This window comes from Tenacibaculum sp. ZH5_bin.1, assembly GCF_042865525.1.
Classification (GTDB): Bacteria; Bacteroidota; Bacteroidia; order Flavobacteriales; family Flavobacteriaceae; genus Polaribacter; species Polaribacter mesophilus.
Map to the genome: position 1 here is coordinate 1,267,450 of NZ_JBEGIO010000001.1, position 26,175 is coordinate 1,293,624.

The 26,175-nt window shown below is 31.5% G+C and carries 25 protein-coding genes; 17 read left to right on the forward strand and 8 right to left on the reverse strand.

All coding sequences use genetic code 11. From position 1 onward, the window contains the following. Positions 1-125: 125 nt before the first annotated feature. Positions 126-3,194 (forward strand): SusC/RagA family TonB-linked outer membrane protein, encoded by a 3,069-nt coding sequence (locus ABHQ57_RS05860; RefSeq protein ID WP_253679757.1) that lies wholly within the window; start codon positions 126-128, stop codon positions 3,192-3,194. A gap of 13 nt (positions 3,195-3,207) precedes the next feature. After that, positions 3,208-4,872, forward strand: a complete 1,665-nt coding sequence (locus tag ABHQ57_RS05865) for a RagB/SusD family nutrient uptake outer membrane protein (protein ID WP_047788443.1) — start codon at positions 3,208-3,210, stop codon at positions 4,870-4,872. A 108-nt stretch (positions 4,873-4,980) separates the two neighbouring features. On the opposite strand, the gene pyrF is transcribed toward ABHQ57_RS05865, so the two are convergent. Next, positions 4,981-5,793: an orotidine-5'-phosphate decarboxylase gene (gene pyrF / locus ABHQ57_RS05870; RefSeq protein WP_167713297.1), complete on the reverse strand. Its 813-nt coding sequence runs from the start codon at positions 5,791-5,793 to the stop codon at positions 4,981-4,983. Positions 5,794-5,856: 63 nt separating this feature from the next. On the opposite strand from pyrF, the gene ABHQ57_RS05875 reads away from it, so the two are divergent. The 8 genes from ABHQ57_RS05875 (at position 5,857) to ABHQ57_RS05910 (ending at position 10,832) form a co-directional block, all read left to right on the forward strand. Next, positions 5,857-6,933 carry an ABC transporter permease gene (locus ABHQ57_RS05875; RefSeq protein ID WP_167713299.1) on the forward strand — a complete coding sequence of 359 codons (1,077 nt, stop codon included), beginning with the start codon at positions 5,857-5,859 and terminating at the stop codon, positions 6,931-6,933. Next, the gene (locus ABHQ57_RS05880) at positions 6,934-7,407 is read left to right on the forward strand and encodes a thioredoxin family protein (RefSeq protein ID WP_073181588.1); all 474 of its coding nucleotides are present in this window, start codon (positions 6,934-6,936) and stop codon (positions 7,405-7,407) included. Positions 7,408-7,466: 59 nt separating this feature from the next. Continuing rightward, positions 7,467-8,225, forward strand: a complete 759-nt coding sequence (gene tpiA, locus ABHQ57_RS05885; protein WP_167713300.1) for a triose-phosphate isomerase — start codon at positions 7,467-7,469, stop codon at positions 8,223-8,225. After that, positions 8,225-9,058, forward strand: a complete 834-nt coding sequence (gene prmA / locus ABHQ57_RS05890) for a 50S ribosomal protein L11 methyltransferase (protein WP_167713302.1) — start codon at positions 8,225-8,227, stop codon at positions 9,056-9,058. The genes tpiA and prmA overlap by 1 nt, the downstream gene beginning before the upstream one ends. Positions 9,059-9,063: 5 nt before the next feature. After that, positions 9,064-9,339, forward strand: a complete 276-nt coding sequence (locus ABHQ57_RS05895; protein WP_047788437.1) for an ATP-dependent Clp protease adaptor ClpS — start codon at positions 9,064-9,066, stop codon at positions 9,337-9,339. A 2-nt stretch (positions 9,340-9,341) separates the two neighbouring features. Next, positions 9,342-9,614, forward strand: a complete 273-nt coding sequence (locus ABHQ57_RS05900) for a hypothetical protein (RefSeq protein ID WP_047788436.1) — start codon at positions 9,342-9,344, stop codon at positions 9,612-9,614. Positions 9,615-10,074: 460 nt separating this feature from the next. After that, on the forward strand, positions 10,075-10,404 hold the full coding sequence (locus tag ABHQ57_RS05905) for a hypothetical protein (RefSeq protein WP_156166988.1): 330 nt from the start codon (positions 10,075-10,077) through the stop codon (positions 10,402-10,404). Between the two features lie 2 nt (positions 10,405-10,406). Further along, entirely contained in the window at positions 10,407-10,832 is a 426-nt protein-coding gene (locus ABHQ57_RS05910; protein ID WP_047788434.1) for a hypothetical protein, read from the forward strand. 39 nt (positions 10,833-10,871) lie between these two features. On the opposite strand, the gene ABHQ57_RS05915 is transcribed toward ABHQ57_RS05910, so the two are convergent. The 7 genes from ABHQ57_RS05915 to ABHQ57_RS05945 all read right to left on the reverse strand — a co-directional run bounded on the left by ABHQ57_RS05915 (position 10,872) and on the right by ABHQ57_RS05945 (position 16,544). Continuing rightward, positions 10,872-11,132, reverse strand: a complete 261-nt coding sequence (locus ABHQ57_RS05915; protein WP_047788433.1) for a hypothetical protein — start codon at positions 11,130-11,132, stop codon at positions 10,872-10,874. Between the two features lie 21 nt (positions 11,133-11,153). After that, the gene (locus ABHQ57_RS05920) at positions 11,154-11,435 is read right to left on the reverse strand and encodes a hypothetical protein (protein ID WP_047788432.1); all 282 of its coding nucleotides are present in this window, start codon (positions 11,433-11,435) and stop codon (positions 11,154-11,156) included. 4 nt (positions 11,436-11,439) lie between these two features. Then, complete coding sequence (locus ABHQ57_RS05925) at positions 11,440-12,408, reverse strand: deoxyhypusine synthase family protein (RefSeq protein ID WP_047788431.1); 969 nt, start codon at positions 12,406-12,408, stop codon at positions 11,440-11,442. Between the two features lie 72 nt (positions 12,409-12,480). Further along, positions 12,481-13,260: an RMD1 family protein gene (locus ABHQ57_RS05930; RefSeq protein ID WP_167713304.1), complete on the reverse strand. Its 780-nt coding sequence runs from the start codon at positions 13,258-13,260 to the stop codon at positions 12,481-12,483. 1 nt (position 13,261) lies between these two features. Next, entirely contained in the window at positions 13,262-14,200 is a 939-nt protein-coding gene (gene speB, locus ABHQ57_RS05935) for an agmatinase (RefSeq protein WP_167713306.1), read from the reverse strand. A 13-nt stretch (positions 14,201-14,213) separates the two neighbouring features. Continuing rightward, complete coding sequence (locus ABHQ57_RS05940) at positions 14,214-15,605, reverse strand: arginine decarboxylase (RefSeq protein WP_167713308.1); 1,392 nt, start codon at positions 15,603-15,605, stop codon at positions 14,214-14,216. 411 nt (positions 15,606-16,016) lie between these two features. Further along, a complete protein-coding gene (locus tag ABHQ57_RS05945; RefSeq protein WP_047788428.1) occupies positions 16,017-16,544 on the reverse strand; it encodes a mechanosensitive ion channel domain-containing protein in 528 nt (175 codons plus the stop codon). Between the two features lie 94 nt (positions 16,545-16,638). On the opposite strand from ABHQ57_RS05945, the gene ABHQ57_RS05950 reads away from it, so the two are divergent. From ABHQ57_RS05950 to ABHQ57_RS05980, 7 genes are all read left to right on the forward strand, one after another. Further along, positions 16,639-17,472 (forward strand): universal stress protein, encoded by an 834-nt coding sequence (locus ABHQ57_RS05950; protein ID WP_073181576.1) that lies wholly within the window; start codon positions 16,639-16,641, stop codon positions 17,470-17,472. 2 nt (positions 17,473-17,474) lie between these two features. Further along, complete coding sequence (locus tag ABHQ57_RS05955) at positions 17,475-17,852, forward strand: hypothetical protein (protein WP_047788426.1); 378 nt, start codon at positions 17,475-17,477, stop codon at positions 17,850-17,852. A 9-nt stretch (positions 17,853-17,861) separates the two neighbouring features. Then, positions 17,862-18,926: a magnesium/cobalt transporter CorA gene (gene corA / locus ABHQ57_RS05960; RefSeq protein WP_073181574.1), complete on the forward strand. Its 1,065-nt coding sequence runs from the start codon at positions 17,862-17,864 to the stop codon at positions 18,924-18,926. Positions 18,927-18,976: 50 nt separating this feature from the next. Continuing rightward, positions 18,977-19,396 (forward strand): hypothetical protein, encoded by a 420-nt coding sequence (locus tag ABHQ57_RS05965; RefSeq protein WP_167713310.1) that lies wholly within the window; start codon positions 18,977-18,979, stop codon positions 19,394-19,396. A 104-nt stretch (positions 19,397-19,500) separates the two neighbouring features. Further along, positions 19,501-23,247, forward strand: a complete 3,747-nt coding sequence (locus ABHQ57_RS05970) for an efflux RND transporter permease subunit (protein ID WP_389862764.1) — start codon at positions 19,501-19,503, stop codon at positions 23,245-23,247. A 1-nt stretch (position 23,248) separates the two neighbouring features. Beyond that, complete coding sequence (locus ABHQ57_RS05975) at positions 23,249-24,472, forward strand: TolC family protein (RefSeq protein WP_389862767.1); 1,224 nt, start codon at positions 23,249-23,251, stop codon at positions 24,470-24,472. A gap of 4 nt (positions 24,473-24,476) precedes the next feature. Continuing rightward, the gene (locus ABHQ57_RS05980; protein WP_389862770.1) at positions 24,477-26,174 is read left to right on the forward strand and encodes an efflux RND transporter periplasmic adaptor subunit; all 1,698 of its coding nucleotides are present in this window, start codon (positions 24,477-24,479) and stop codon (positions 26,172-26,174) included. Position 26,175 lies beyond the last annotated feature (1 nt).

Consider the following 26,175-nt stretch of genomic DNA (forward strand, 5'->3'; position numbering starts at 1 on the left):
TTTTATTGTTTTTTTAATTTTATAAGATATCAATTTTAAGGCTCTTGTAGTGAGAGTTTTAAGTTTAAAAATTTTAATTTATGAAATTAAAAAATTACCTATTGCTAATATTAATACTTGTAAATATGTCAATATTAGCACAAGAAAAAACGGTTACAGGAACAGTAACTGATAAAACTGGAGCACTACCAGGAGTTAGTGTTATTATAAAAGGTACTAATAAAGGTACTGAAACAGATTTTGATGGGAAGTATGCCATAAAAGTAAACCAAGGAGATATACTTGTTTTTAGTTTTGTAGGGCTTAAAACTATCGAAAGAACAGTTGGAGTAATTTCTATTTTAAATATTAAAATGGAAGAGGACGCTAACTTGTTAGACGAAGTGGTAGTTGTAGCTTATGGGACTACTACTAAAGAAGCATTTACAGGTTCAGCGAGTGTTTTAGGTGTAAAAGATTTAGCCACACGTAACGTAACTTCTCCAATTGCAGCTATTGAAGGTCGTGCAACAGGTATACAATTTACATCATCTGCAGGTCCAGGAGCATCACCAGATATTGTAATTCGTGGTGTAGGTACATTAAATGGAGATACTGACCCTTTATTTATAGTGGATGGTATTCAATATGAAGGAGAGTTAAATACAATAAATCAAGAAGATATAGAGTCTTTTACAGTACTAAAAGATGCCTCTTCTACATCATTATATGGTTCAAGAGCTGCTAATGGAGTTGTAATTATTACCACCAAAAAAGGAAAGAAAGGCGGAGTAAGAGTTAACCTTACTGCTCAATCTGGAGTTGTGGCAAACGGTGTTCAAACATATGACCAAGTGTCGCCAGGTCAGTATTATGAAGTTATGTGGGAGGCTCTGAAGAATTCTAGTGCTGGTGGAGGTGATCCTGCATTTGCTAGTGCAAATATTTATAATCAATTAGGTTATAATCCGTTTAATGTGCCAAATGATCAAATAGTTGGAGTGGATGGAAAGTTAAACCCTAATGCAAGCGTTATATATAAGAGTCTTGATTGGTTTGATGAACTACAACAAACCGGAATTAGAAATAACTACAATGTAGGTATATCAGCAGGAGGTGATGATCATACAGTATATTTTTCAGCGTCATACTTGGATGAAGAGAGTTATGTTGTAACATCTGGTTTTGAGCGTATAACAGCAAGGTTAAATGCTGATTTTGATGTAAGCGAAAGTATCAAAATAGGAGGTAGTGCCAATATTGCACTTACTGAAGCAAGAGGTCCAAGTTCAGCAGGAACCGGAAGCATTGTAAATCCGTTTAGTTTTGCACTAGGCATGGGATCAGTCTACCCAGTATATGTAAATGATTTACAAGGGAATATTGTAAGGGATGAATTTGGAAATCCAGTTTTTGACTCAGGTGAAGGTTTCCCAGAGTATAATATAGGTTCCAGACCCACGAACCAAGGTCGTCACGCACTTCAAGAATTGTTACTTAATAATGAAAGTGATAAGAATAATACTTATGGGTTTAGGTTTTATGGAGACATTAAACTTTTAGAAGGGCTTAATTTAAAAGTAACTTATGGTAGAGATATTAATGAGTTATTTGAAAGAGAGTATGAAAACGCAATTATTGGAGATGCTCAGCCAGATGGAAGATTGAGTGAAGACAGAGGAAGAGGAGAAGTACAAAACTTTAATCAAATTTTAACTTATGTTAATAGTTTTGGTAACCATAATTTAGAATTGCTTGCAGGTCATGAGAGTTTTGAAAGATCTATCTCTAATATTGAGGGACTAGCAACAATACAAGCGGCAAATGGGATTTTTGAATTTGCCAATTTTTCAAATATTGTAGATTTAGATGGAGCAACTTTTGATAAAGCAATTGAAGGATATCTTTTTAGAGCTAATTATAATTATGCTAATAAATATTATTTTAGTGGTTCTGTTCGACGTGATGGATCTTCTGTGTTTGATATGGATAAAAGATGGGGTACTTTTTACTCTGTAGGGGCTTCTTGGCGTATTGACCAAGAAAAGTTCATGAAAAATGTATCTTTTATAAATAAGTTAAAATTAAGAGCATCTTACGGAGAAGTAGGGAATGATGATCTTCTAGATTCATATCTGTCGCAGGCTCGTTTTTCAATTACATCTAATGCAGCTAATCCAGCCATCATTTTTACAGATATAGGTAACGCTAATTTGCAGTGGGAAACCATTGAGAATTTTGATGTAGCATTGGAGTTTGCACTATTCGATAACTTTTTAGATGGTTCTGTAGAATATTATAAGAAAAATTCAACAGATTTACTTTACCTATTACCTATTGCACCAAGTAATGGATTGAATGAAGTTCCGGTAAACGCAGGAGATATGTTTAATTCAGGTTGGGAAGTAGGATTGACAGCTCATCTTTTTAATAAAGAAAATTTTAAATGGGACTTAACATTACAAGCTTCTACATTCAAAAATGAAATCACAAAATTACCAGATCCATTTATAAATGGATCAAAACGTTGGGCTGAAGGTAGATCGAGATTTGATTATTTTTTATTAAGAACTGCAGGGGTAGATCCTGATAATGGAGATCAGTTGTTCTATATGTATGAACAGGATGAAAACGGTGAAAGTGTTCCTGTTTTAGATGCAAATGGTAATCATGAAACAACAAATGATTGGCAAGATACAGAAAGAGCATATACTGGAGATTCTTCTGTGCCAGATCTTTTAGGTTCAGTTTTAAATAAAATTACATATAAAGATTTCACTTTTGATTTTTTAGTTACCTATGGTATAGGTGGAAAAGTGCTAGACAACGCATATTCATCTATGATGCATAGTGGAAGTTACGGAAGGTCTCTACATCCAGATATATTGAATGCATGGAAACAACCTGGAGATATAACAAATGTTCCAAGGTTAGAAAATGGAAACCCTGATCTGGTAAGAACTCAGTCAGATAGGTTTTTAACTGATGCTTCTTTCTGGGCATTAAAAAACGTGAACATAGGTTACACGTTAGATAAAAAAGTTGTAGAATCACTTAATATGGATAACATAAGATTCAATTTATCAGGAGAGAATTTATTCTTAAGAAGTGAGAGAAAAGGTTTAGATCCTCAGTATAATTTAGCAGGTACACCATCTGGTGATGATTTTTCTCCCCCAAGAATTATATCTTTTGGTATTAATGTTTCATTCTAAAAAAAAAATCATTATGTTAAATAAATTAAAATACTTATTAATAGCTGTTATCCTTATTTCGATAACATCTTGTAAAGAAGACTTTCTTGAAAGAACCCCAACGGATGCTATTTCTGCATCTGATGCGTTAGCTAACGAAACCAACATGCAATTAGTACTAGATGGAGTGCACAGAGGTTTATACTCTCAGTCACAAACAATATTTCCAGGAGGTGACTCTCAAAGAGCAGGCAATCATTATTGGGTTCCATTAGGAGATAATTTGTCTGGAGGACTAATTCATAGTGCTAATGCTAATAATTTAGGTTGGAGAACTGAGATGCAATGGAATTCTCATACTCAACCAACATCACTTACGAATGAATTATTATGGTATCATCGATATAACATTATTTTACATGCAAACCTTTTGATTAATGGAATTTTAGAAGGGAACTTAACAGAAACCCCAACATTAAATTCAATTTTAGGGCAAGCTTATACATATAGAGCCTATGCATATTTATCTTTAGTACAACATTATGGTAGAGGGTATTTAATTGGTAACCCTAGTACTGATCCAGGTGTACCTTTACTTTTTTCTTCAGAATCACCATTTACTAGCGAACCAAGATCAACAGTTGAAGAAATTTATAATCAAATAGGACAAGATTTAGATGCTGCTATTAGTGCTTTTGAAAAAGGATCTACAAGACCATCAGGAGGACCAGAGGTAAAATCTCAGTTGAATATAGATGTAGCTTATGGATTAAAAGCCAGATGGGCTCTTTCTAAAGGAGACTGGCAAACAGCTGCTGATGCTGCTGTGGCTGCACGTCAAAATTATCCGTTAATGAATGAATCAGAATGGAAAGCAGGATTTAATTCAAATGATCTTTCGGAAGTTATTTGGGGAAGTAATGTTATTCAAACAGAAACAACATTTTTCCGCTCATATTTTTATCTAGCTAGTAATACTTTTAATGGAAGTCAAATTAGAAATAATCCAAAAATAGCTGATAGAAGATTGGTTGATGCAATTCCTGATACAGATTATAGAAAAGATGTATTCATAATTGACGCACCTAATACGAATTTTTCTGCGGCAAACAATGAAGGAGGACTTGATTCAGATACAGGATTACCAAGAGATCCTAATTATGCAAGTGATCTAGATGCATATAATGCCAGAAGAGCTGAAATAAATTCAGAGTATGGTATTACGAATAGTTTTAACCAACATCCTTATATGCATTTTAAATTGAAGAATAAGAATCCTGGATCTATTGATCCTGATGATATAATTTATATGCGTGCCTCAGAAATGTATTTAATTGAAGCTGAAGCAAAAGCAATGATGAACGATATAACAGGAGCACAAAATGCTTTAAAGCCATTAGGTGAAGAGCGTGATAGTGCTTATGATGTAACAGTTTATAATACACAAGAATCTTTAATGGATCATATTAAGTTTCAAAGAGGAGTAGAATTATGGGGAGAAGGTTTTGGATATACAGATAAAATTCGTTGGGATGAAGGGATAGACCATGGAGCCAATGGAGGTTCGGGAGCTTCAGCAGTACTTTACCAAGGAGCTTATCAAATAGAAAAACCTTCTTTAAATGATGACTGGATTTTTAAAATTCCTCAAGCAGAGATAAATGCCAATCCAAACATATCACCAAGTGATCAAAACTAAAAGAGTTGTGAATAGAATAAGAAGCTAATTACATTAAATTTTTGTTTTCATTTAATGTAGTTATTTGAATTAATTTTAAGCCAAGGAGTCATTAACCTTGGCTTTCTTTTATTTTAAAATATTTTCCATTTGTTGTTGTAACTCTTTAGCTTTAGCAGCAGCAGCCTCAGCAAAATCACTCTCGTTAGAAGCATAAATAATTCCGCGAGAAGAGTTAATTAGTAACCCTACAGTATCAGTCATTCCGTATTTACAAACTTCTTCTAAACTACCTCCTTGGGCACCAACCCCAGGAACTAATAAAAAGCTTTCAGGAATAATTTTTCTGATATCAGCTAAATATTCAGCCTTCGTAGCGCCAACTACGTACATTAAATTCTGTGAGTTTTTCCAAGATTTAGAAGTTTCAATTACTTGTTTGTATAACTCTTTACCATCAACAGTTTTTGTTTGGAAGTCAAAAGCGCCTTGGTTAGAAGTTAAAGCCAACATAATGGTATGTTTATCTTCAAAAGCTAAAAAAGGTTCAACAGAATCTTTTCCCATGTATGGAGCAACCGTTACCGAGTCAAAAGCTAAGTCTTCAAAAAAAGCTTTTGCATACATGGTACTAGTATTACCAATATCACCACGCTTAGCATCAGCAATGGTAAAAATTTCAGGATGTTTTTCGTTTAAGTAATTAATCGTTCTTTCAAGAGATTTCCAGCCTTTAATTCCATAAGCTTCATAAAAAGCAGTATTAGGCTTGTAAGCTACACAAAGATGATGCGTAGCATCAATAATAGCTTTATTAAAGGCAAAAATAGGATCTTCCTCTTGAAGTAAATGTGCTGGAATTTTGTTTAAATCAACATCTAATCCAATACATAAAAATGATTTCTTTTTTTGAATTTCAGATACAAGTTGTTGTGTTGTCATGTGTTGTTGTAAAAGTTAGGCAAAAGTACATAAATTTAGCAGTTTCTGTTATCTTTGTTATATATGTTTCAATATATCGTTAACAAAATTTTTTACGGATTCTTAACACTGTTTGGTGTAGTTACTGTGATTTTTTTACTGTTTAACATTTTACCTGGAGATCCAGCTCGTATGATGTTAGATCAGAGAGAAGACACCGAACAACTACAAAATATTCGAAAAAAATACGGATTTGATAAACCTGTATTCACACAATATTTGTATTATTTGAATGATGTTTCTCCGTTGTCGTTTCATAGTAAAAACACAGATGATTATACCTTTTTATTAGAAGAAAAATACAATGCGCAACACTTATTTTCTATAGGAAATACAGAGGTGGTTGTAAAAACGCCGTATTTACGTCAATCATTTCAAAAAAACGGAAAAAATGTTTCCGAAGTAATTAAAGAAACGTTACCCAATACAGCAATTCTAGCGGTGGTAGCCATAACCATTGCTTTAATTTTAGGAATTATTTTAGGAGTCTTTTCGGCCTTATTTAAAGATACATTTTTTGATAGAATCATAGCAGTCATTAGTACTTTAGGAATGAGTGTTCCTTCTTTCTTTTCGGCAATTTTATTTGCTTGGTTATTCGGTTTTGTATTACACAAGTACACAAGTTTAGAAATGACTGGAAGTTTGTACGAAGTAGATGATTTTGGAGAAGGAATGCATATTCAATGGAAAAATTTAATGCTACCAGCAATAGTGTTAGGTATTCGCCCGTTAGCAGTGGTAATTCAGTTAATGCGAAACTCGTTGTTAGAAACGCTGAGTCAAGATTACATACGAACTGCAAAATCAAAAGGGTTAACGATGTATCAAGTAATAAAAAAGCACGCCTTAAAAAACTCATTAAACCCAGTAATAACAGCAATTTCTGGATGGTTTGCATCTATGTTAGCAGGTGCGGTTTTTGTAGAGTATATTTTTAACTGGAACGGATTAGGAAAAGAAATAGTAAACTCGCTAAATACTCTTGATTTACCCGTAATTATGGGAGCTGTTTTAGTAGTGGCTACGTTATTTATAATCATAAATATTATAGTAGATATTTTATATAGCTGGTTAGACCCTCGAATAAGATTACAATAAATGAGAACATTTTTTTTATTAACAATCATAGTTTTTTTATCAAGTTGCGCTGTTTTTCAGCCAAAACATTTTACTGAAACATCTTTGAATGAAGAATTACTAACTTTAGAAAGAGAGTCAATTTCATTTAAGGAAATCTTAAAGCGAAATAAAGGCAAAAAGATATTTGTACAAATATTTGCAACCTATTGTCCCTATAGTCAAAAGAGCTTTAAAGATGTGCTTTCATTTCAAAAGAAAAACTCACAATTTGAATATGTGTTTTTATCGGTAGACCATTCTTACCATGATTGGAAAAGAGGTTTAGAAAGTATTCCTGTTAAAGGACAGCACTATTACATTCAGAAGAAAGGTAAAGGTGAACTTGGAAAGTTTTTAAAACTAAAAACAATTCCACGATTTTTAATTGTTGATGAAGAAGGAAGTATTGAGATATTTAAATCGTCAAAGGTGTCGGATAAATTAATTCGTTAAAGCCTAGAAAAAATGTAATTTTGCAAACATAAAATCAATAACCAGAAAAAATAACACACGTGAGACAAAAAATAGTTGCAGGTAACTGGAAGATGAATAAAAACCTTGATGAAGCAAAAGAATTAATTGAGGGAATAAAGGAAGAAGTAAAAACTGGTTTAGAAGAAGGTACTAGAGTGATAGTTGCTCCTAGTTTTGTAAACCTAGAGTCAGTAGTAAAAAACACTGAAGAATCACTTGTAGAAGTTGCCGCACAAAACATGCATCAATCTAAAAGTGGAGCGTTCACAGGAGAGGTTTCAGCAGATATGCTAACAAATTTAGGTGTTAGCATAGTAATTTTGGGACATTCTGAACGTAGAGAATACTTTGGTGAAACGGATGAGTTATTAGCTCAAAAGGTAGATGCTGCTTTGGTGAACGGATTAGAAGTAATTTTTTGTTTTGGAGAATTATTAGAAGATAGAAAGTCAGGAAATCATTTTGGGGTGGTTGAAAGTCAGGTTAAAAAAGCATTGTTCCACTTAAAAGAAGAAGCTTTTAAGAATATTATTTTAGCCTATGAGCCAGTTTGGGCTATTGGAACAGGAGAAACAGCTTCACCAGAGCAAGCACAAGAAATGCATGCTTTTGTAAGAGAAATTTTTGCTAAAGAGTATGGAAAAGAAATAGCAGATACCATTTCAATTTTGTATGGAGGAAGTGTAAAACCAGCCAATGCTAAAGAAATTTTTTCTAAGCCAGATGTTGATGGAGGTTTAATAGGTGGAGCGGCATTAAAAGTTGAAGATTTTGCAGCAATAATTAAATCAATTTAATGGACAATATTTATATAGAATATACTTTTGAAGTAACACCAAAAGAACCAACTACAGAAATTCTAATCGCTGAGTTAGGTGCCTTAGGGTTTGAAAGTTTTGTTGAAAATGAAAATGGAGTTATAGCATATATCCAAAAAGAAGATTGGAATAAAGATATTTTAAATGATGTTTTTGTTTTAAACTCAGAAGAGTTTTCAATTGACTATAAACACAAAGAGATAGAACAAACGAATTGGAATGAAGAATGGGAAAAGAATTTTAATCCTATTCAAGTAGACGATTTGGTTAGTATCCGAGCTCCATTTCATGAAAACCCTAACTTGAAGTACGATATCGTTATTGAGCCAAAAATGAGTTTTGGTACGGGACATCATGAAACTACACACATGATGGTACAACATTTGATTAATTTAGATGTAGCGAGTAAAAAAGTACTAGATATGGGGTGTGGTACAGGGATTTTAGCAATTTTTGCAGAAATGAAAGGAGCACAACCTATTGATGCTATAGATATTGACGTTTGGTGTTATGAGAATTCATTAGAGAATGTAGAAAGAAATAACTGTAAACATATTTCGGTTTATGAAGGAGATGCATCTTTATTAAAAGAAAAAAAATATGATGTTATTATAGCGAATATCAACCGAAATATTTTGTTAAATGATATGGAAACCTACACGAGTTGCTTAACTGAAAAAGGAGTTTTATTATTAAGTGGATTTTATAGTGAAGATATTCCAGTGATTGATAATGAGGTTTCTAAGTACAGTTTAACATTAAAAGATACCATAAAAAGAAATAATTGGGTAGCTTTGCAGTATCAAAAATAAAACAAATGAGTACGATAGAAAAAATTCAAGAAGAGCTTGATGTTTTATTAAATGAAACAAGAAAGCATGAAATTGTTTTGCATAACGATGATGTAAATACTTTTGATTTTGTAATTGATAGCCTTGTAACTGTATGTGATCATACATTAGAGCAGGCAGAACAATGTACTATCTTAGTACATTATAAAGGTAAGTGTTCGGTTAAAACAGGAGAGTATAAAGATTTAGAACCAAGATGCTCTAAATTATTAGAATTAGGTTTATCAGCAGAGATAATATAAGAATGGAGAACATTTTTAGGTATTACGAATTTTCAGGTTTTTTAAAAGATAACTCAGGAACGTTTCAAGAAAACGAAATAAGTTTTTCGGAACTGAACAAAGAACATTTTTTAATTTTTGAAAAAAAAGATTCACAATATAACTTGTACGTATCAAAATACAGCTCAAAAAAGAGTATAGGGAAGGAGCCACCAGAAATACTGGAGCTATTGATAGAAAATTACGATAAGTCTATACCAGAGCACAGAATAGTACTTAGAAAATATTTATATTAAAAACTCAAAATTTATTTTGAGTTTTTTTTATGTTTTAGGTGACCAAATTAAAAATATAGTGTCATAATAATGTAAGCAAAATAAAAGAATATAATTTTTTAAAAGATATTACCTCTTAAATGTATAACTTCTCTTTTTTGCCTAAAGCTTGTAAAGGGAAGTTATTTAATTTTTAAAAATAGTAGTAGTTAGTTTTTATACTAAGTTTGGTTAGACGAAGAGGCCTTAAACTATAAGTTTAAGGTCTTTTTATTATTGTTTTTTTAACTAAAAAAAAATAAAGATAAAGTAAAAAAGAATGAAAAATAATGTATCTTTATATAGATAAATAAACGCTTATGTAATATCATTTTCTTTAACACCACGAGCAAAGCTAAAGAGTAGTTTTTGCTAAAAGAAGCTTGGACTTGTTGTGGTTAATATCCAAGGAAAAAGTTTAATAACTATAATTTTAAAGAAAATGAGAAACATTATAATAAAAACAGTTTTTATTTTATTTGTGGGAGCAAGTTTATCTTTTACTACAAAACAATATAAATTTACAAACCCTATTAAAACTTTAGCAACTTTTCAAGGCTATGATGAATATGGTTTTACTTTTTCGTTTATAAACGAAGAAGGAGATGAAGATGTAGTAACTTTTGAAACTATATCAGATAAAATATTAAAAATGTATAATTTAAAAGATAATAAGTTTTTAGAGGAAGAATTTGAAATCATATATGAGTATAAAAAATCAGATGATGATATTGAAGAACCTATATTACAATCAATAAAAAAAGTAAAATAATTATGAGTATTGTAGATTTATATGAATCAAGCAAACATAGAAATAATGTAGCGCATTTTAATGCTATTTTTAATTTAGCCATTGTTGATGGAGATTTAAATGAAGATGAAGAAAAATTAATAAATCGTTTTGCTAGGAAACTAGATATAACAGAAGATGAGTATAATGAAATAATAAAAAACTCACAAAAACACCCTGTAATGCCCCAAGCAAAAACTGATGATAGGTTAGAACGTTTGTTAGATTTATTTAAAATAATTTACTCAGACCATCAAATTGATGAAGCAGAATTAAAATTAATTTTACGATATGCTATTCAACTCGGTTTTTCACAAGAAAAAGCAGAAGAAATTATTTCTAAAACTATAAAAATTTTTAGTGGTAAAATTGATTTAGATCAGTATAAATTGATATTAAACATTCTATAAAAAGTAAAATCCCATTCTAAACAGAATGGGATTTGTTTTTTAAAGTAACTGTAATTTTTCTAACTTAAAAATTACAAGATCTTCATCGTCTACATCATCAAAAATTTCTTTGTACGTAATTTCAAAACTTTTGTTTTTATAATTAGATGATTTCAAGTCTAAATGTTCAAGATTCTTTTTATTGATTTGTTCAAAGTCAATAATATCTCCATTTTCTAATTCAAAAACATAATAGCCGTTTGTATATCCTTGATAAACGCCGACTAATGTAACTGTTTGTTGTGAGTTATAATAAGCCATGGTTTAAATACAGTTTACTATTTATTCATTATCAAAGTCATCAGCTATTTCAATTTCATCAAAGGTATCGTCATTTTCTTCATCGTCGGTTTCATGGTCTTCCATTGACTGTTGTAACTGAGAACTTATTTTTACTAAAAAAAGAGTATCTTCGGTATTTACTTCTACCGCTTTTATTGTTTCTCCTTTACTATTTTTAAAGGAAATAATATCTGAATGATCATATCCATCAGGATATCTTTCTACCAATAAATCTAGAATATCAGTAGTTAACTTGGCATAGTCTACAATAACTCTCTTCATAAGGTTACATTTTTAATAAATAGGCAAATATTAATGGAGCAACAATAGTTGCATCACTTTCTATAATAAACTTAGGTGTATCGATGTCTAATTTCCCCCAAGTAATCTTTTCGTTAGGAACAGCTCCTGAGTAAGAACCATAGCTAGTCGTTGAATCTGAAATTTGACAGAAATAACTCCAGAAAGGAGTGTCTTCTCTTTCTAAATCTTGATATAGCATTGGTACTACACAAATAGGAAAATCTCCAGCGATTCCACCACCAATTTGGAAAAACCCGATACCGTTTTCTGAGTTTTCAGTATACCAATCAGCTAAGAAGGTCATATATTCAATACCAGACTTCATAGTTGATGCTTTTAGCTCTCCTTTTACTACATAAGAGGCAAAAATATTTCCCATAGTACTGTCTTCCCATCCAGGAACAACAATTGGTAAGTTCTTTTCTGCTGCTGCATACATCCACGAATCTTTTAAATCGATTTCATAATATTCCTCTAAAACTCCAGATAATAATAGTTTATACATATATTCATGAGGAAGATAACGTTCGCCAGCTTCTTCTGCATCTTTCCAGATTTTAAAAATATGCTTTTGTAAGCGTCTAAAAGCTTCTTCTTCAGGAATACAAGTGTCTGTAACACGATTTAATCCTTTTAATAATAAATCCCACTCATCTTGTGGAGTTAAATCACGGTAGTTAGGAACTCTTTTATAATGAGAGTGCGCTACTAAATTCATGATGTCTTCTTCAAGGTTGGCTCCTGTACAAGAAATGATGTGTACTTTGTCTTGACGAATCATTTCTGCAAAAATTTTTCCTAATTCTGCAGTACTCATGGCTCCTGCTAGAGATACTAACATTTTAGAGCCTTGTTCTAATTGTGCTTCGTACCCTTTGGCAGCATCTACCAGTGCAGCTGCATTAAAGTGTAAAAAGTATTTTTCTATAAAATTTGTTATAGGTTTGTTCATCTTATTATTTTTAAGCTTATAAAACTGCTTCTTTAATGCTAGAAGTAATAACTTTATAAGCCCTTGTGTTTTTTAAATTAGCTTTTCAATAATTACCTGTACTACTTCAAAAAGAATTAGAAGAATGATGATCCATTCTAGCATGCTACTGTACTTATGTTGTAGTATATCGTTAAATAAATCTAAATTTTCTTTAATTACGTTTAAACTATTTTCTATTCCTTGATGACGTTTTAAAATATCTAATTCATCTTTTAGTTTATAATCTAAATCAGACAAGTCTTTGTTATTCCAAGCAACATCTGGTGAGTCAAAAACAAATAAATTTTCAGCAATATTATTTTTTAAATTTAAGGTTTTACCAATAAATTTTCGCATTTGAATTTTAGAAAGTTTAAAACTTCCTGTCTTTTCTAATTGCTTTGAATACACTAATGTTTTATCGTGCAAATCAGATGTTTTGTTTACATAGTTCATCAATGCTACCGATTGTGCTAGGTTAAGCATAATGATATGTGCTACATCATCATTTAATTCTTTAATTTGAATAGTTCCGAAATCAACTTCTATAGTATCAGAAAAAGTGATATTATATTTTTCTGAGGGCAAGTTGTTGATATTTGAATTTTCTTTATTAATTAAAAAACTAACAATTTGATTAATTAAATCATTTGTACAGTTCATAAAAACAACACTTCCATAATCTTTTATATAGATGTATGAATTGTTTGTGATTTTATATAGTAAAAAAGAATGTTCTCTTTTTACTAACTCATACAATTCAAACTGAGAGCGAATAGCACTAAGTGCTATTCGTCTTTCAAGATGATATGCAATTGTTTGTAAGTGCATTTTAGTAATCGTCGTCGTCGTTTTTAAACTTCGCTAATTTGTTAAATGGAGAGCTTTCGTCATCATCGTAATCTTCTTCATCTTCCATAGTAGAAGAAAACTTATAGCTCAACATTTTATAATATAACTTAGCTGCTAAAAAGTCTGATGATTTTTCATTTTTGTTAGGGCATAACTCCACAATATCAAAGCCAACAACGTTTCTTTCAGTAAACACTCTTTTTAAAAACTCTAAGGTTTCATAGTAAAATAATCCTCCTGGTTCTGGTGTTCCTGTACTTGGTAATAGCGACGGATCAATAGCATCTAAATCAAAAGTGATAAAAACATTACCTGTTAATTGATCAATAACTTCATCCATCCAGTATTCATTTACAGCCATATCGTGTGCAAAAAAGACTTTATCCATATTCATAGATGACTTTTCTGATATGTCCATACTGCGAATACCTACTTGTACTAAGTTAGTTGTTTGACTCGCTTCGTATACAGCGCAAGCGTGATTACAAGAACTACCTTCATATTCCTTACGTAAATCGGCATGTGCATCAATATGTAAAACAGTAAGGTTGTTAAAACATTCGTTAAAAGCACGGATTGTTCCTATAGAAATTGAATGTTCTCCACCAAAAAGTGTTACAAACTTATTTTTATTAATAAATTTTTTAGTCGTTGCATGCACAGCTTCTACCATAGCTTCTGGAGAAGAATCTTCTGTAACAGCATCCGCTAAATAAACACCTTCTTTATATACTTCACTATCAGTTTCTATATCGTATAATTCCATGTTTTCTGAAGCATCTAAAAAAGCTTCAGGACCTTTGTCAGCTCCTTTTTGCCAAGTACTAGTTCCGTCATAAGGAACAGGGATAAGTACAACCTTAGCGTTCTCTAATTTTGCGTATTGATCAGGTATTCCTGCGTAATTTCTTTTTTTCATCTTAATATTTTTACTAGTATCCTAAAATTGATAATAGTTCTTCACTCTTTTGTTGTTCTTTAAATAGTTTGGTGGTTAAATCACCGTTTTCGTTTCTATTAATTAATATATGTTTTGGAGTTGGGATTAAACAGTGTTGTAATCCTCCAAAACCACCAATAGTTTCTTGGTATGCTCCCGTATTGAAAAAGCCTACGTACAGAGGACTTTCTTTTTCATATACAGGTAGGTATATTCCGTTTACGTGTTGTTCAGAGTTGTAATAATCATCGCTGTCACAAGTTAAACCACCTAATAAAACACGTTCGTATCTATGATTCCATTTATTTAAGGGAAGCATGATAAAACGTTTATTAATGGCCCAAGAATCTGGTAAAGTAGTAATGAAAGATGAGTTAATCATATTCCATTTTTCACGATCGTTTTGTTTCTTTTGGTATAACACTTCGTAAATAGCACCTCCAGCTTCTCCAACAGTAAAACTTCCAAATTCTGTAAAAATATTAGGAACATTTACACCTGCCTCTTTACAAGCGACATTAATTTGGTTTATAATTTCGTCTACCATATACTCATAGTCGTAATCAAAAGCCAATGAGTTTTTTATAGGGAAACCTCCACCTATATTTAAACTGTCTAAGGTTGGGCAAACTTTTTTAAGCTTGATGTACACATTTAAACATTTCATTAATTCGTTCCAATAGTATGCGTTGTCTCTAATACCTGTGTTGATAAAGAAGTGTAACATCTTTAATTCAACTTGAGGGTTATTAGCGATTTCACGCTCGTAAAAAGATACGATATTTTTGTATCCAATACCTAAACGGCTAGTATAAAATTCAAACTTGGGTTCTTCTTCAGAAGCTATACGAATTCCTACTTTAAATTTACTTTTAGTTTCTTCTAAAAGTAAATTTAGCTCTTCATAGTTATCTATGATTGGAATACAGTTTGTATGCCCTCCATCAATTAGACTAACAATATTAGCGATGTATTGATCGCGTTTAAAACCATTACACAACACAAAAGCATCATCACTTAGCTTTCCTTCTTTTTTTAATGACTTTACAATGTCAATATCAAAAGCAGATGATGTTTCGATGTGAATATCATTTTTTAAAGCTTCATCTAATACGTATTTAAAGTGAGAACTCTTAGTACAGTAGCTGTAATTGTAGTTTCCTTTGTAATTGTGTTTTTCAATAGCATTATGAAACCAAGCTTTAGCTTTATTTATATTTTCTGATATTTTTGGTAAATAAGTGAACTTTAAGGGCGCACCATATTGCTTGACTAATTGCATTAAGTCAATGTCATGAAAAAATAAGTTGTTGTTTTCTGTGTGAAACTCCTCTTGAGGAAAATCAAACGTTTGTTCTATTAAGTCTTTATATTTAGTATTCATTATTATTTTTAGTTGTATCTGTTTTTTGAGTACAGATAGATAATTCAAAAAGCAGTTAAGGCATGCGCCAAAACTTTTTTAAATAAATTGTATAACAAGTATCATTGTTGTTGTTATAACAAACAAGATTGTTAAACCAAAATAATATGAATAGTTAGACTCTTAAAGCTAAGCAATCACCGCACTGTTTATAAAAATTCAGTGGTAGAGAGTATTCAGGAATGGAAGAATCCTTAATTTTTTCGTTGTGTTTCCAAAACACTAAATAACCCTTAATCTTCCCGTAAAAGTTATTACCGAAATAAGTAAAACGTAACATTCGACTTATATAATAAGATGCCGTAAATGTAAACTATTTTTTAATACAACAAACTTTTTTTTATTTTTTTTAAATATTTGTTGTGTAGTGTGTTAAGTGTTGTTTTGCCTTTTTATTAACTCAATTCCTTTGTAAAGAATAATAGTATTAGGGATAGTTATTTCTCTCTTTTCTTCTGGCATGTATAAAAGAACGTAAAAACCTGTAATGTTTTTTACCACACCTTGTAAATCGAAGTCTTTATCAATAATTTTTATAGTATCACCTATACGCATTGGATGATAAAAAAATAAGATGATACTAGCTGTTAGGTTTGATAAGATAGACCATTGGGCAAAGAAACCAACTCCAAGCACAGCAAGTATTGAAGATGCAAAAACAATTACTTCTTTAAAATTAATACCAAAAATAATTAAAGAAATAAAGAGAGCTAATGTGTAATATAAAAAGTAACTTAGGTTTAGTATCAGTTTTCTCCTATGAGGTTCAATAGCATTTTTTACAATGTAAGATCTAGTTAACTTTTTTGTTACATGAATTAAAAAAAATAATGAAGCTGTCAAAAGCAAGAATTGTAAAAAAGGATTGTATATAGATAACTCTAGAAAGCGATTTTTCATTATTATATTTTTATACAAATATACTTCTGGTTTTTTAAATATAATCTCAAAATAAAAAATTATATTTGATTGAAAACCATAATTATATATCGTTATGAAGAATGTTTTAATACCCTATAATTTTTCAGAAGCAGCTATTAATGCTTTAAATTACACAAAACAACTGTTTAAAGGTGTTGAAGTAACTATTTATTTATTAGATGTGTATGTAAGTCAACCATCAGAATTATTGAGCGACGAAGAAAATGAAAAATGGTTTAATGAAATGGATAATGAAATTGAAGATGAATTAAAATACCTAATTGAAGTCTTAAGAAGAGAGAATACCAGTTTTAATTATGAGTATGTTGTAGCATCAAACTCATTAACAAAAGCGGTTACTAAAACAATTGAAGAGAGGAATATTGATGTAGTAATTACGGGTACAAAAGGAGCAAAAAGTTTAGCAGAAACATTTATTGGTACAAATACCATGAAAATGATTAATGTAGTTAACAAATGTCCAATACTTGTGGTTCCTATGAATTATAAGTATAAACCATTACATCAAATTGTATTTTCAACAAACTACAAAAGGTTGTTTACAGTGAAAGAATTACAATTTTTAATTAATTTAATCACAATTAAAAAATGTATGTTAGAAGTAGTGAATCTTTCAGAGGAAAGTTTTTTATCAGAAAATCAGCAAAGGAATAAAGTGAAATTGAGAGAATTATTCCATGAATTAAATGTTGAATATAAAAAAATAGATTGGAAAGACTCTGAGACACTAACTTTAGAAAATCATATAGAAGAAACAGAAAGCGAGTTATTGGTTTTAATAAACCATAAGTATAATTTTTTTAACCGATTGTTAGAAGAAAATGTAATAAAAAAATCAGCATTCAACAGTAAAATTCCTATATTAATACTACCAGAAATAACTTAATTATGAAATTTACGGAAGAGTTTTATAAATGTATAGCTAACCTGTTCTATGCAGTTTCTATGGCCGATAAGAATATGACTGTAGAAGAAAAAAGAAGCATTGTTAAAAGAGTAGAAATAAATTGGTCTACTTCAGAAAATAAATCTGATAGCGAACTAATTTATGAGACTATAAGAGGATTAATTAAAGAAAAAATAACTTCTGAAGAAGCCTATGAAAACTTTAAGGCTTACTATTTGGCACATAAAAAAGAATTTTCAAAAAAAGTAATTCATGATCTTTTAGCGGCGTCACACGAAATTTCTGATGCCTATGCTGGAAAAAATAAGTCAGAACTCATAATTTTGGCAAAGTTGCATAAACTATTAAAACTTGCTTAAAAATAAATTATGACTCGATTTATAATAAAACAAAAAAATACAAAACATGTAATTCCTGGAAGTCCAGTTTTTGTAGGCAGTCAAAAAGAAGAAAATACAAGAATACGATTAATAGGGTATGATGAAACTGAGTTTATAGAAGTTGAGTTAAAAACAATAAATGAATTAGAAAATTATATAAATAAATACAAGAGACTTTGGATTAATATAGATGGCTTACATGACGTGGATTTAATAGGAGAGGTTGGGGAGTTGTTTGACATCCATACACTTGTTTTGGAAGATGTAGTAAATACCGATCAAAGACCAAGAGTAGATATAGAGGATTATTATATTTTTACGAGCATCAAAATGATGTTTTTGAATAAAGAGAAGCATCAGTTAGAGGCAGAACAGGTTTCTATGTATTTATTGAAAAATATACTTATTACTTTTCAAGAGCGAAAGGGAGATGTTTTTGAGCCGGTAAGAGAAAGGTTGCGTAATAAAAAAGGAAGAGTTAGAAGTTATAACGTAACATATTTAAAGTATTGTTTATTAGATGTAATTGTAGATAATTATAATTTCTTAATGGAAACCTTTGGAGAAAAAGTAGAAGATTTAGAGGATAAAATCTTACTTCAACCTAATAAAAATATATTACAAGAAATTAATAAATATAAAATAGAACTTAATTACTTTAGAAAAGCAATAAGACCAGCCCGAGAAGCAATAAATAACTTTAAAGCTTTAAAAACAGAATTAATTACTAAAAAGGAACAACCTTTTTTTAATGACTTACATGATTTAGTACAACGAAGTTATGACTCAGTTGAAAATTATAAAAACATGTTAAGTGAGCAATTAACGGTATATTCAACGAATGTAAATAATCGTTTGAATGATATTATGAAAATACTAACCATATTTTCAGTAATATTTATTCCTATTACTTTTATAGCGGGTATATATGGGACAAACTTTGAGTATATACCAGAACTTAGGTACCGTAGTGGGTATTTTGTAATGTGGGGAGTTATCTTGCTTACAGTGTTGATTATGTTAGGGTATTTTAAATACAAAAAGTGGTTTTAAGGATTGTTTAAGTTTTTGAAATTTAATTTTTTGTACTTTTGTGTTGTAAAATGAAAAAAGTATTTCATAAAATAGCATCTATTGTAATAGCTTTTGTAGTGTTGTTATCTACAATGTCATTTACCGTTAATAGTCACTTTTGTGGAGACATGTTAGTGGGTACAAGCTATTTTGTAAAGGCTGAATCTTGTGGAATGGATATGAAGCAAGAAACAAAATCTGAAGACTGTTCAGTGATGAAAAAGAATTGTTGTCAAGATGTGGCTTCAGTAGTTGAAGGTCAAGATACTTTAAAGATTACATCTTTGGATCAACTATCTTTTGATCAACAAGTCTTTATAGCTTCATTTTACTATAGCTATATTAATTTATTTGAAGGAATTCACAATAAAGTAATTCCTTTTAAAGATTATACACCTCCACTGGTCATCAAGGACATTCATGTACTTGATGAAGTATATTTAATATGATTTTTAAACAATAACTAGTTATCCTTTTGAGAAACTCATTAGGATGATTTGTCGTATTCGATGTTTTTCTAACATCAATGTTTAATTGTTTAAAATCATTTTTTATGCTAAACAAAAGCATCAAATTTTTAATAGAAAATAAACTGGTAGCAGTTATATTACTCGTTTTATTTGTAGGATGGGGAACTGTAAATGCACCATTTAATTTAGATACAGGCTTTTTACCGAGCGATCCTGTAGCAGTTGATGCCATACCAGATATTGGGGAAAATCAACAAATTGTTTTCACAAAGTGGGATGGACAATCACCACAAGATATAGAAGATCAAATAACCTATCCATTAACAACATCTTTGTTAGGGATTTCAGGAGTAAAAACCATTCGAAGTTCTTCTATGTTTGGATTATCTAGTATTTATGTCATTTTCGACGAAGGTGTTGATTTTTACTGGAGTCGCTCAAGAATTCTAGAAAAACTAAATTCATTACCAAGTAATTTATTGCCAGAAGGAGTAAGTCCGTCTTTAGGACCAGATGCAACAGGTTTAGGTCAAATTTTTTGGTATACATTAGAAGGACAAGATGAAGAGGGAAATGTAACTGGAGGTTGGGATTTGCATGAATTACGTAGTGTACAAGATTACTATGTGAAATATGCGCTTTCATCGGCTAATGGAGTTTCTGAGGTAGCTTCAATAGGAGGTTATGTGCAAGAATATCAAATTGATGTAAAACCAGAGTTGATGCGTCAATACAACATTAGTTTACAGCAAATTGTAGCGGCAGTAAAACAAAGTAACCAAGATATTGGAGCGCAAACGATAGAAATAAATCAAGCAGAATATTTAGTTCGTGGTTTAGGATATGTAAAGTCTATAGCAGATATTGAAAATGCTGTAGTAACTGCTAAAGATTATACTTCAATACGAATAAAAGACATCGCAAAAGTATCGTTAGGAGCTGAACCCCGTAGAGGGATTTTAGATAAAGAAGGTGCTGAAGTAGTAGGGGGTGTAGTGGTATCTCGTTACGGAGCAAATCCTTTAGAAGTAATAACCAATGTAAAGGCAAAGATTAAAGAGTTAAGTGCAGGTTTACCAAGTAAAGAGTTAAAAGATGGTAAAACTTCTCAATTAACCATTGTTCCGTTTTATGACCGTACGGAGTTGATTCATGAAACGTTAGATACGTTGAATGAAGCATTAACATTGGAAATACTAATTACCATTTTGGTAATTGTTGTAATGGTCTTCAATTTAAGAGCCTCTGTACTAATATCAGGTCTATTACCTGTGGCGGTATTGATGGTTTTTATTGCAATGAAAGCCTTTGGAGTAGATGCAAACATTGTAGCCTTATCAGGTATTGCTATTGCTATTGGAACCATGGTTGATGTTGGAGTCATACTCTCTGAAAACATCATAAGTCATTTAGAAAAGGACAAGAATAAATTACCGATAAATACATTAGTTTACAATGCAACAGCAGAAGTTTCAGGAGCAATTGTAACTGCAGTAATGACAACTATTATTAGTTTTATTCCAGTATTTACCATGATTGGTGCTGAGGGAAAACTATTCCGTCCACTAGCATTTACCAAAACTTTCGCTTTAATAGCAGCTATTATAGTGGCATTGTTTTTAATACCACCATTTGCAGCTGTCTTATTCAAGAAAAAAGAGTTGACAAAAAACTTTAAGTATTTTATAAATGGAGTTTTAATAGCATTAGGTATTACAGCTGTTTTTTACGGAAGTTGGCTAGGAATTGTATTAGTAGCTTTTGGAGTTGTACAATTTTGGAGTAATTATTCAGGAAAAACAAAGGTTAGTTTTTCACTTTTCACTTTTCACTTTTCATTTTCAGTGAATACCATCAATATCATTATATCTGCATTAGCAATTGTAGGTTTGTTAGCAGAATATTGGAGACCTTTAGGAGTTGATAAAAGTATTGTAACCAATCTTTTATTTGTAGCGCTTATTTGTTTCGGATTGTTAGGTTTTTTCAGTTTACTTCAAAAATATTACAATCAGATATTACGATGGGCATTGAATAATAAATTACTGTTTTTAACCATTCCGTTAACAGTGTTAACTTGTGGGTTCCTTATTTTTAAAAATACAGGAAAAGAGTTTATGCCTTCGTTAAATGAAGGGTCATTTTTATTGATGCCAACTTCTATGCCTCATTCAGGTGTAGAGGAAAACAAACGAGTATTACAACAGTTAGATATGGCAGTTGCTAACATACCAGAGATAGCGATGGTAGTTGGTAAAGCAGGGAGAACGGATTCAGCACTAGATCCAGCACCTTTATCGATGTATGAAAATGTGATTAACTATAAGCCTGAGTATGCATTAAATTCTGATGGAGAACGCCAGCGATTTAAGGTTGATGAAAATGGTGATTTTATACTGAAAGAAGGAATGTCATTGCGAGCGAAATATGGTGAAGCGTGGCAATCTATTGATGCAAATACGGAACTTATTCCCGATGAAGATGGAGAGTTTTATCGTAACTGGCGTCCGCATATCAAATCACCTAATGATATTTGGAATGAGATCGTAAAAGTAACCAAGTTGCCAGGAGTAACATCAGCACCTAAATTACAACCTATTGAAACTCGATTGGTAATGTTACAAACAGGAATGCGAGCTCCAATGGGGATCAAAGTAAAAGGACAAGATTTAAAACAAATTGAAGCTTTTGGAGTAGAACTTGAAGGAGTTTTAAAAGAGGTTGAGGGTGTTAAAAAAGAAGCTGTTTTTGCGGATAGAATTGTAGGAAAACCTTATTTGTTAATTGATATTGATAGAGAAAAATTAGCTCGCTACGGAGTTGCTATTCAAACGGTACAAGATGTGTTGAAAGTAGCGGTAGGAGGTATGCAATTATCACAAACGGTAGAAGGAAGAGAGCGTTACGGAATTCGAGTTCGTTATCCAAGAGAATTACGTTCCGATCCAGCGGATTTAGAAAATATTTATGTGCCAGTAGCCAAAGGAGCTCCAATTCCGTTAAGTGAATTAGCAACGATTCGTTATGAACAAGGTCCTCAGATGATTAAGAGTGAAGATACTTTTTTAATTGGATATGTACTGTTTGATAAGTTAGATGGTTTTGCTGAGGTAAATGTGGTAGAAGCTGCTCAAAATGCAATTCAACAAAAAATAGATTCAGGAGAGCTAGTTGTACCTAAAGGAATCTCTTATCAGTTTACAGGAACTTATGAAAATCAATTAAGAGCAGAAAAAACATTATCCGTAGTAGTACCATTAGCATTGATGATTATCTTTTTAATACTGTATTTTCAGTTCCGTTCAGTAGCTACTTCATTAATGGTATTTACAGGGATCACAGTAGCTTTTGCAGGAGGATTTATCATGATGTGGTTATACGGACAAGACTGGTTCTTGAATTTTAGTGTATTTGGAGAAAACCTACGAGAACTATTTCAAATGCATCCAATAAACTTAAGTGTTGCTGTATGGGTAGGGTTTATTGCATTGTTCGGAATTGCAACCGATGACGGAGTAGTAATGGCAACCTACTTAAAACAAACATTTACTATAGACAAGCCCCAAACTATTGAAGCTATACGAGCATCTGCTTTGCATGGTGGTAGTAAGCGTGTTAGAGCTTGTTTAATGACAACAGCAACGACCATTTTAGCATTATTACCTGTATTAACTTCAACAGGAAGAGGTAGTGATATTATGATTCCGATGGCTATTCCAGCTTTTGGAGGAATGATTATAGATGTAACGTCATACTTTATAGTACCAGTACTGTACAGTTGGAGAGAAGAATTTTTATTAAAACGAAAAACGAAAAGAGATGAGTTTTAAAATGAAAAATAAAAAAGCAGTCTTGTTTCTTGTTTCGATAATCTTTGCATTTAAAATACAAGGACAAGATCTACAGGAATATATAAACATTGCCTTAGAAAATAATCCAGAAGTACAGCAGTTCGATACAAAGTACAAGCGTATTTCAGAAAAGAAGGAGGAGGTAAATACACTACCCAATACTGAATTTGGAGCGGGTTATTTCGTAAGTACACCAGAAACACGTACAGGTCCGCAGCAATTTAAACTTTCTGTAAAGCAAATGATTCCTTTTTTCGGAACCATAACTGCACGAGAAAACTATGTGTCTTCATTAGCTGATGCAGCTTATCAGGATATCGTAGTTGTAAAACGTAAACTAGTAACATCAGTAGCGCAGTCGTATTACAAGCTTTATGAAGTTAAAGCAAAACAAAAAGTATTAGACGAAAATATAGCGTTACTTGAAACGTATGAAAAGTTAGCGTTAACTTCTGTTGAAGTAGGAAAAGCTTCCGCAGTAGATGTGTTAAGGTTACAAATAAGACAAAACGAGTTAGCACAACAAAAAGAAGTGTTGCAAGAAACTTTTTTAGGAATGCAAAAAGCCTTTAATAAATTATTGAATCAAGATGTTAATACATCAATTTCAGTGGTTGATAGTTTGCATATTTCTAAAGAAACGGATAAAATACAACCAAGTACTTTAAAGTTGCATCCAGAGTTGGTGAAGTTTGACAAGTTGTATACTTCTGTAGAAAAGTCTGAATTCTTAAACCAAAAAGATAAACAACCAATGATTGGTTTTGGACTTGATTATGTGAATGTTGGTAAACGTACAGATATGAACGTGGTAGATAATGGAAAAGATATTGTAATGCCTATGGTGTCGTTATCAATTCCCATTTTTAATAAGAAAAATAAATCTATAAGCAAGCAAAATAAGTTACAGCAAGAGGAAATTTTATCGCAAAAGGAACAGCGATATAATATGCTAGAGTCTGTATTATACAGAGCAGTTTCAGATAGAAAAGCATCTGTAATAAGTTATCAAACACAACTTAAAAATTTAGAGCAAGCTAAAAATGCAGAGCAAATTTTGATAAAAAGTTACGAGACAGGAACCATAGATTTTAACGATGTGTTAGATATTCAAGAATTACAATTGAAGTTTCAAACGAATATGATAATGTCAGAAGTAGCTTATTATACACAAAGTGCCGCTATTAATTATTTAATAAAGTAAACAGATGAAAAAATATATAATATACATAGCAATTTTAATAGCTGGGGTATTTTTAGGATCGCTACTTTTTGGAGGTTCTTCAAATAGTGAGGCAGCTCATGACCATACTACAGCAGAAAAAGGTAAAATGTGGACCTGTTCTATGCACCCACAAATTATGCAACCAGAACCGGGAGATTGTCCTATTTGTGGAATGGATTTAATCCCTGCGGAAGCAGGAGCTGAGGGATTGGAAGCAAATCAGTTTAAATTGACAAAAAATGCATTGGCATTAGCAAATGTACAGACAACTGTAATTGGTAATGCTATAAGTACAGATAATACAATTACATTATCCGGAAAAATAGCAGAAAATGAAAAATCGAATGCGGTACAGGTAAGTTATTTTGCAGGAAGAATAGAGCGTTTAAATGTGAACTTTACAGGAGAAAAAATAAGAAAAGGACAGTTGTTGGCAACAGTATACTCTCCTGAATTGGTAAAAGCACAGCAAGAATTATTAACAGCAGCGTCAGTAAAAGAAAATCAGCCAGCATTGTATAAAGCAGTTAGAAATAAGCTGAAATTGTGGAAGCTGTCTGAAAACCAAATTAATCAAATTGAAAAAACAGGGAAAGTCAAAGAAAACTTTCCTGTATATGCTACAGTTTCTGGTACAGTATCAGAAAAATTAGTAGAACAAGGAGATTATGTAAGCCAAGGACAAGCATTATTAAAAATAGCAAATCTGAGTTCAGTATGGGCGAACTTTGATGTATATGAGAATCAAATCAGTAATTTTAAAGTAGGTCAAAATATATCAATTACTACAAATGCATATCTTAACGAAACTTTTAAAGCAAAAGTTTCGTTTATCGACCCTGTGTTAAATCAAGAAACTCGTACGGTAACTATACGTGCTGTTCTTAACAATAGCAAAGGAAGGTTTAAGCCAGCTATGTTTGTTATAGGAAAGGTGGAAGCTACAGAAAAGCAAACAGAACAACAATTGAGTATTCCAGCTACAGCAGTTTTATGGACAGGAAAACGTTCAGTTGTATATATAAAGCCTGACGCAAGTAAATCAGTTTTTGAAATGCGAGAAGTGGTATTAGGAAGAAGAGCAGGAGAGAGCTATTTAGTAGAGAAAGGGTTGAAGTCAGGAGAAGAGATTGTTACGAATGGTGTGTTCACAATTGATGCATCAGCGCAGTTACAAGGGAAGAAGTCAATGATGAATCATACAAAAGAGATTATGGAATCTTTTAGTACATCAAAAAAGTTTAAAGAGCAATTGCAAAAAGCTTATGAAGCCTACATTGTCTTAAAAGATGCTTTGGTAAAAACTGATGCAAATGCAGCAAAAATAAGTGCAGGCAACCTACAAAAAGCCTTAACATCGGTTGATATGAAGTTGTTAACGAATGAAGAAGCTCATAAACAGTGGATGCAATTAGTTCCTGCGCTAAAGTCAAGCAATGCAGAAATTGGAAAAACTACTGATGTAAGTGCTCAGCGAAAGTATTTTAAAGTATTATCAGAGCATTTTATTATAGCAGTTCAATCTTTTGGAATAAATGAGGTTACCTATAAACAATACTGTCCTATGGCAGATAGTGATAAAGGAGCTTATTGGTTAAGTAAAGAAAAACAAGTGTTAAATCCGTATTTTGGTGAGGGTATGCTAAAATGTGGTGAAGTAAAAGAAATAATTAATAATTAAA

Excerpts from the sequence above, each read along its gene's own strand:
- ABHQ57_RS05875 (WP_167713299.1), top strand. The coding sequence starts at position 5,857 with ATGTTTCAATATATCGTTAACAAAATTTTTTACGGATTCTTAACACTG.
- ABHQ57_RS05860 (WP_253679757.1), top strand. The coding sequence starts at position 126 with ATGTCAATATTAGCACAAGAAAAAACGGTTACAGGAACAGTAACTGAT.
- ABHQ57_RS05980 (WP_389862770.1), top strand. The coding sequence starts at position 24,477 with ATGAAAAAATATATAATATACATAGCAATTTTAATAGCTGGGGTATTT.
- ABHQ57_RS05930 (WP_167713304.1), bottom strand. The coding sequence starts at position 13,260 with ATGCACTTACAAACAATTGCATATCATCTTGAAAGACGAATAGCACTT.
- ABHQ57_RS05905 (WP_156166988.1), top strand. The coding sequence starts at position 10,075 with ATGAGAAACATTATAATAAAAACAGTTTTTATTTTATTTGTGGGAGCA.
- ABHQ57_RS05970 (WP_389862764.1), top strand. The coding sequence starts at position 19,501 with ATGCTAAACAAAAGCATCAAATTTTTAATAGAAAATAAACTGGTAGCA.
- ABHQ57_RS05945 (WP_047788428.1), bottom strand. The coding sequence starts at position 16,544 with ATGAAAAATCGCTTTCTAGAGTTATCTATATACAATCCTTTTTTACAA.
- ABHQ57_RS05915 (WP_047788433.1), bottom strand. The coding sequence starts at position 11,132 with ATGGCTTATTATAACTCACAACAAACAGTTACATTAGTCGGCGTTTAT.
- ABHQ57_RS05975 (WP_389862767.1), top strand. The coding sequence starts at position 23,249 with ATGAAAAATAAAAAAGCAGTCTTGTTTCTTGTTTCGATAATCTTTGCA.
- prmA (WP_167713302.1), top strand. The coding sequence starts at position 8,225 with ATGGACAATATTTATATAGAATATACTTTTGAAGTAACACCAAAAGAA.
- ABHQ57_RS05865 (WP_047788443.1), top strand. The coding sequence starts at position 3,208 with ATGTTAAATAAATTAAAATACTTATTAATAGCTGTTATCCTTATTTCG.
- ABHQ57_RS05950 (WP_073181576.1), top strand. The coding sequence starts at position 16,639 with ATGAAGAATGTTTTAATACCCTATAATTTTTCAGAAGCAGCTATTAAT.
- speB (WP_167713306.1), bottom strand. The coding sequence starts at position 14,200 with ATGAAAAAAAGAAATTACGCAGGAATACCTGATCAATACGCAAAATTA.
- corA (WP_073181574.1), top strand. The coding sequence starts at position 17,862 with ATGACTCGATTTATAATAAAACAAAAAAATACAAAACATGTAATTCCT.
- ABHQ57_RS05895 (WP_047788437.1), top strand. The coding sequence starts at position 9,064 with ATGAGTACGATAGAAAAAATTCAAGAAGAGCTTGATGTTTTATTAAAT.
- ABHQ57_RS05955 (WP_047788426.1), top strand. The coding sequence starts at position 17,475 with ATGAAATTTACGGAAGAGTTTTATAAATGTATAGCTAACCTGTTCTAT.
- ABHQ57_RS05965 (WP_167713310.1), top strand. The coding sequence starts at position 18,977 with ATGAAAAAAGTATTTCATAAAATAGCATCTATTGTAATAGCTTTTGTA.
- ABHQ57_RS05910 (WP_047788434.1), top strand. The coding sequence starts at position 10,407 with ATGAGTATTGTAGATTTATATGAATCAAGCAAACATAGAAATAATGTA.
- ABHQ57_RS05940 (WP_167713308.1), bottom strand. The coding sequence starts at position 15,605 with ATGAATACTAAATATAAAGACTTAATAGAACAAACGTTTGATTTTCCT.
- ABHQ57_RS05920 (WP_047788432.1), bottom strand. The coding sequence starts at position 11,435 with ATGAAGAGAGTTATTGTAGACTATGCCAAGTTAACTACTGATATTCTA.
- ABHQ57_RS05900 (WP_047788436.1), top strand. The coding sequence starts at position 9,342 with ATGGAGAACATTTTTAGGTATTACGAATTTTCAGGTTTTTTAAAAGAT.
- pyrF (WP_167713297.1), bottom strand. The coding sequence starts at position 5,793 with ATGACAACACAACAACTTGTATCTGAAATTCAAAAAAAGAAATCATTT.
- ABHQ57_RS05880 (WP_073181588.1), top strand. The coding sequence starts at position 6,934 with ATGAGAACATTTTTTTTATTAACAATCATAGTTTTTTTATCAAGTTGC.
- ABHQ57_RS05925 (WP_047788431.1), bottom strand. The coding sequence starts at position 12,408 with ATGAACAAACCTATAACAAATTTTATAGAAAAATACTTTTTACACTTT.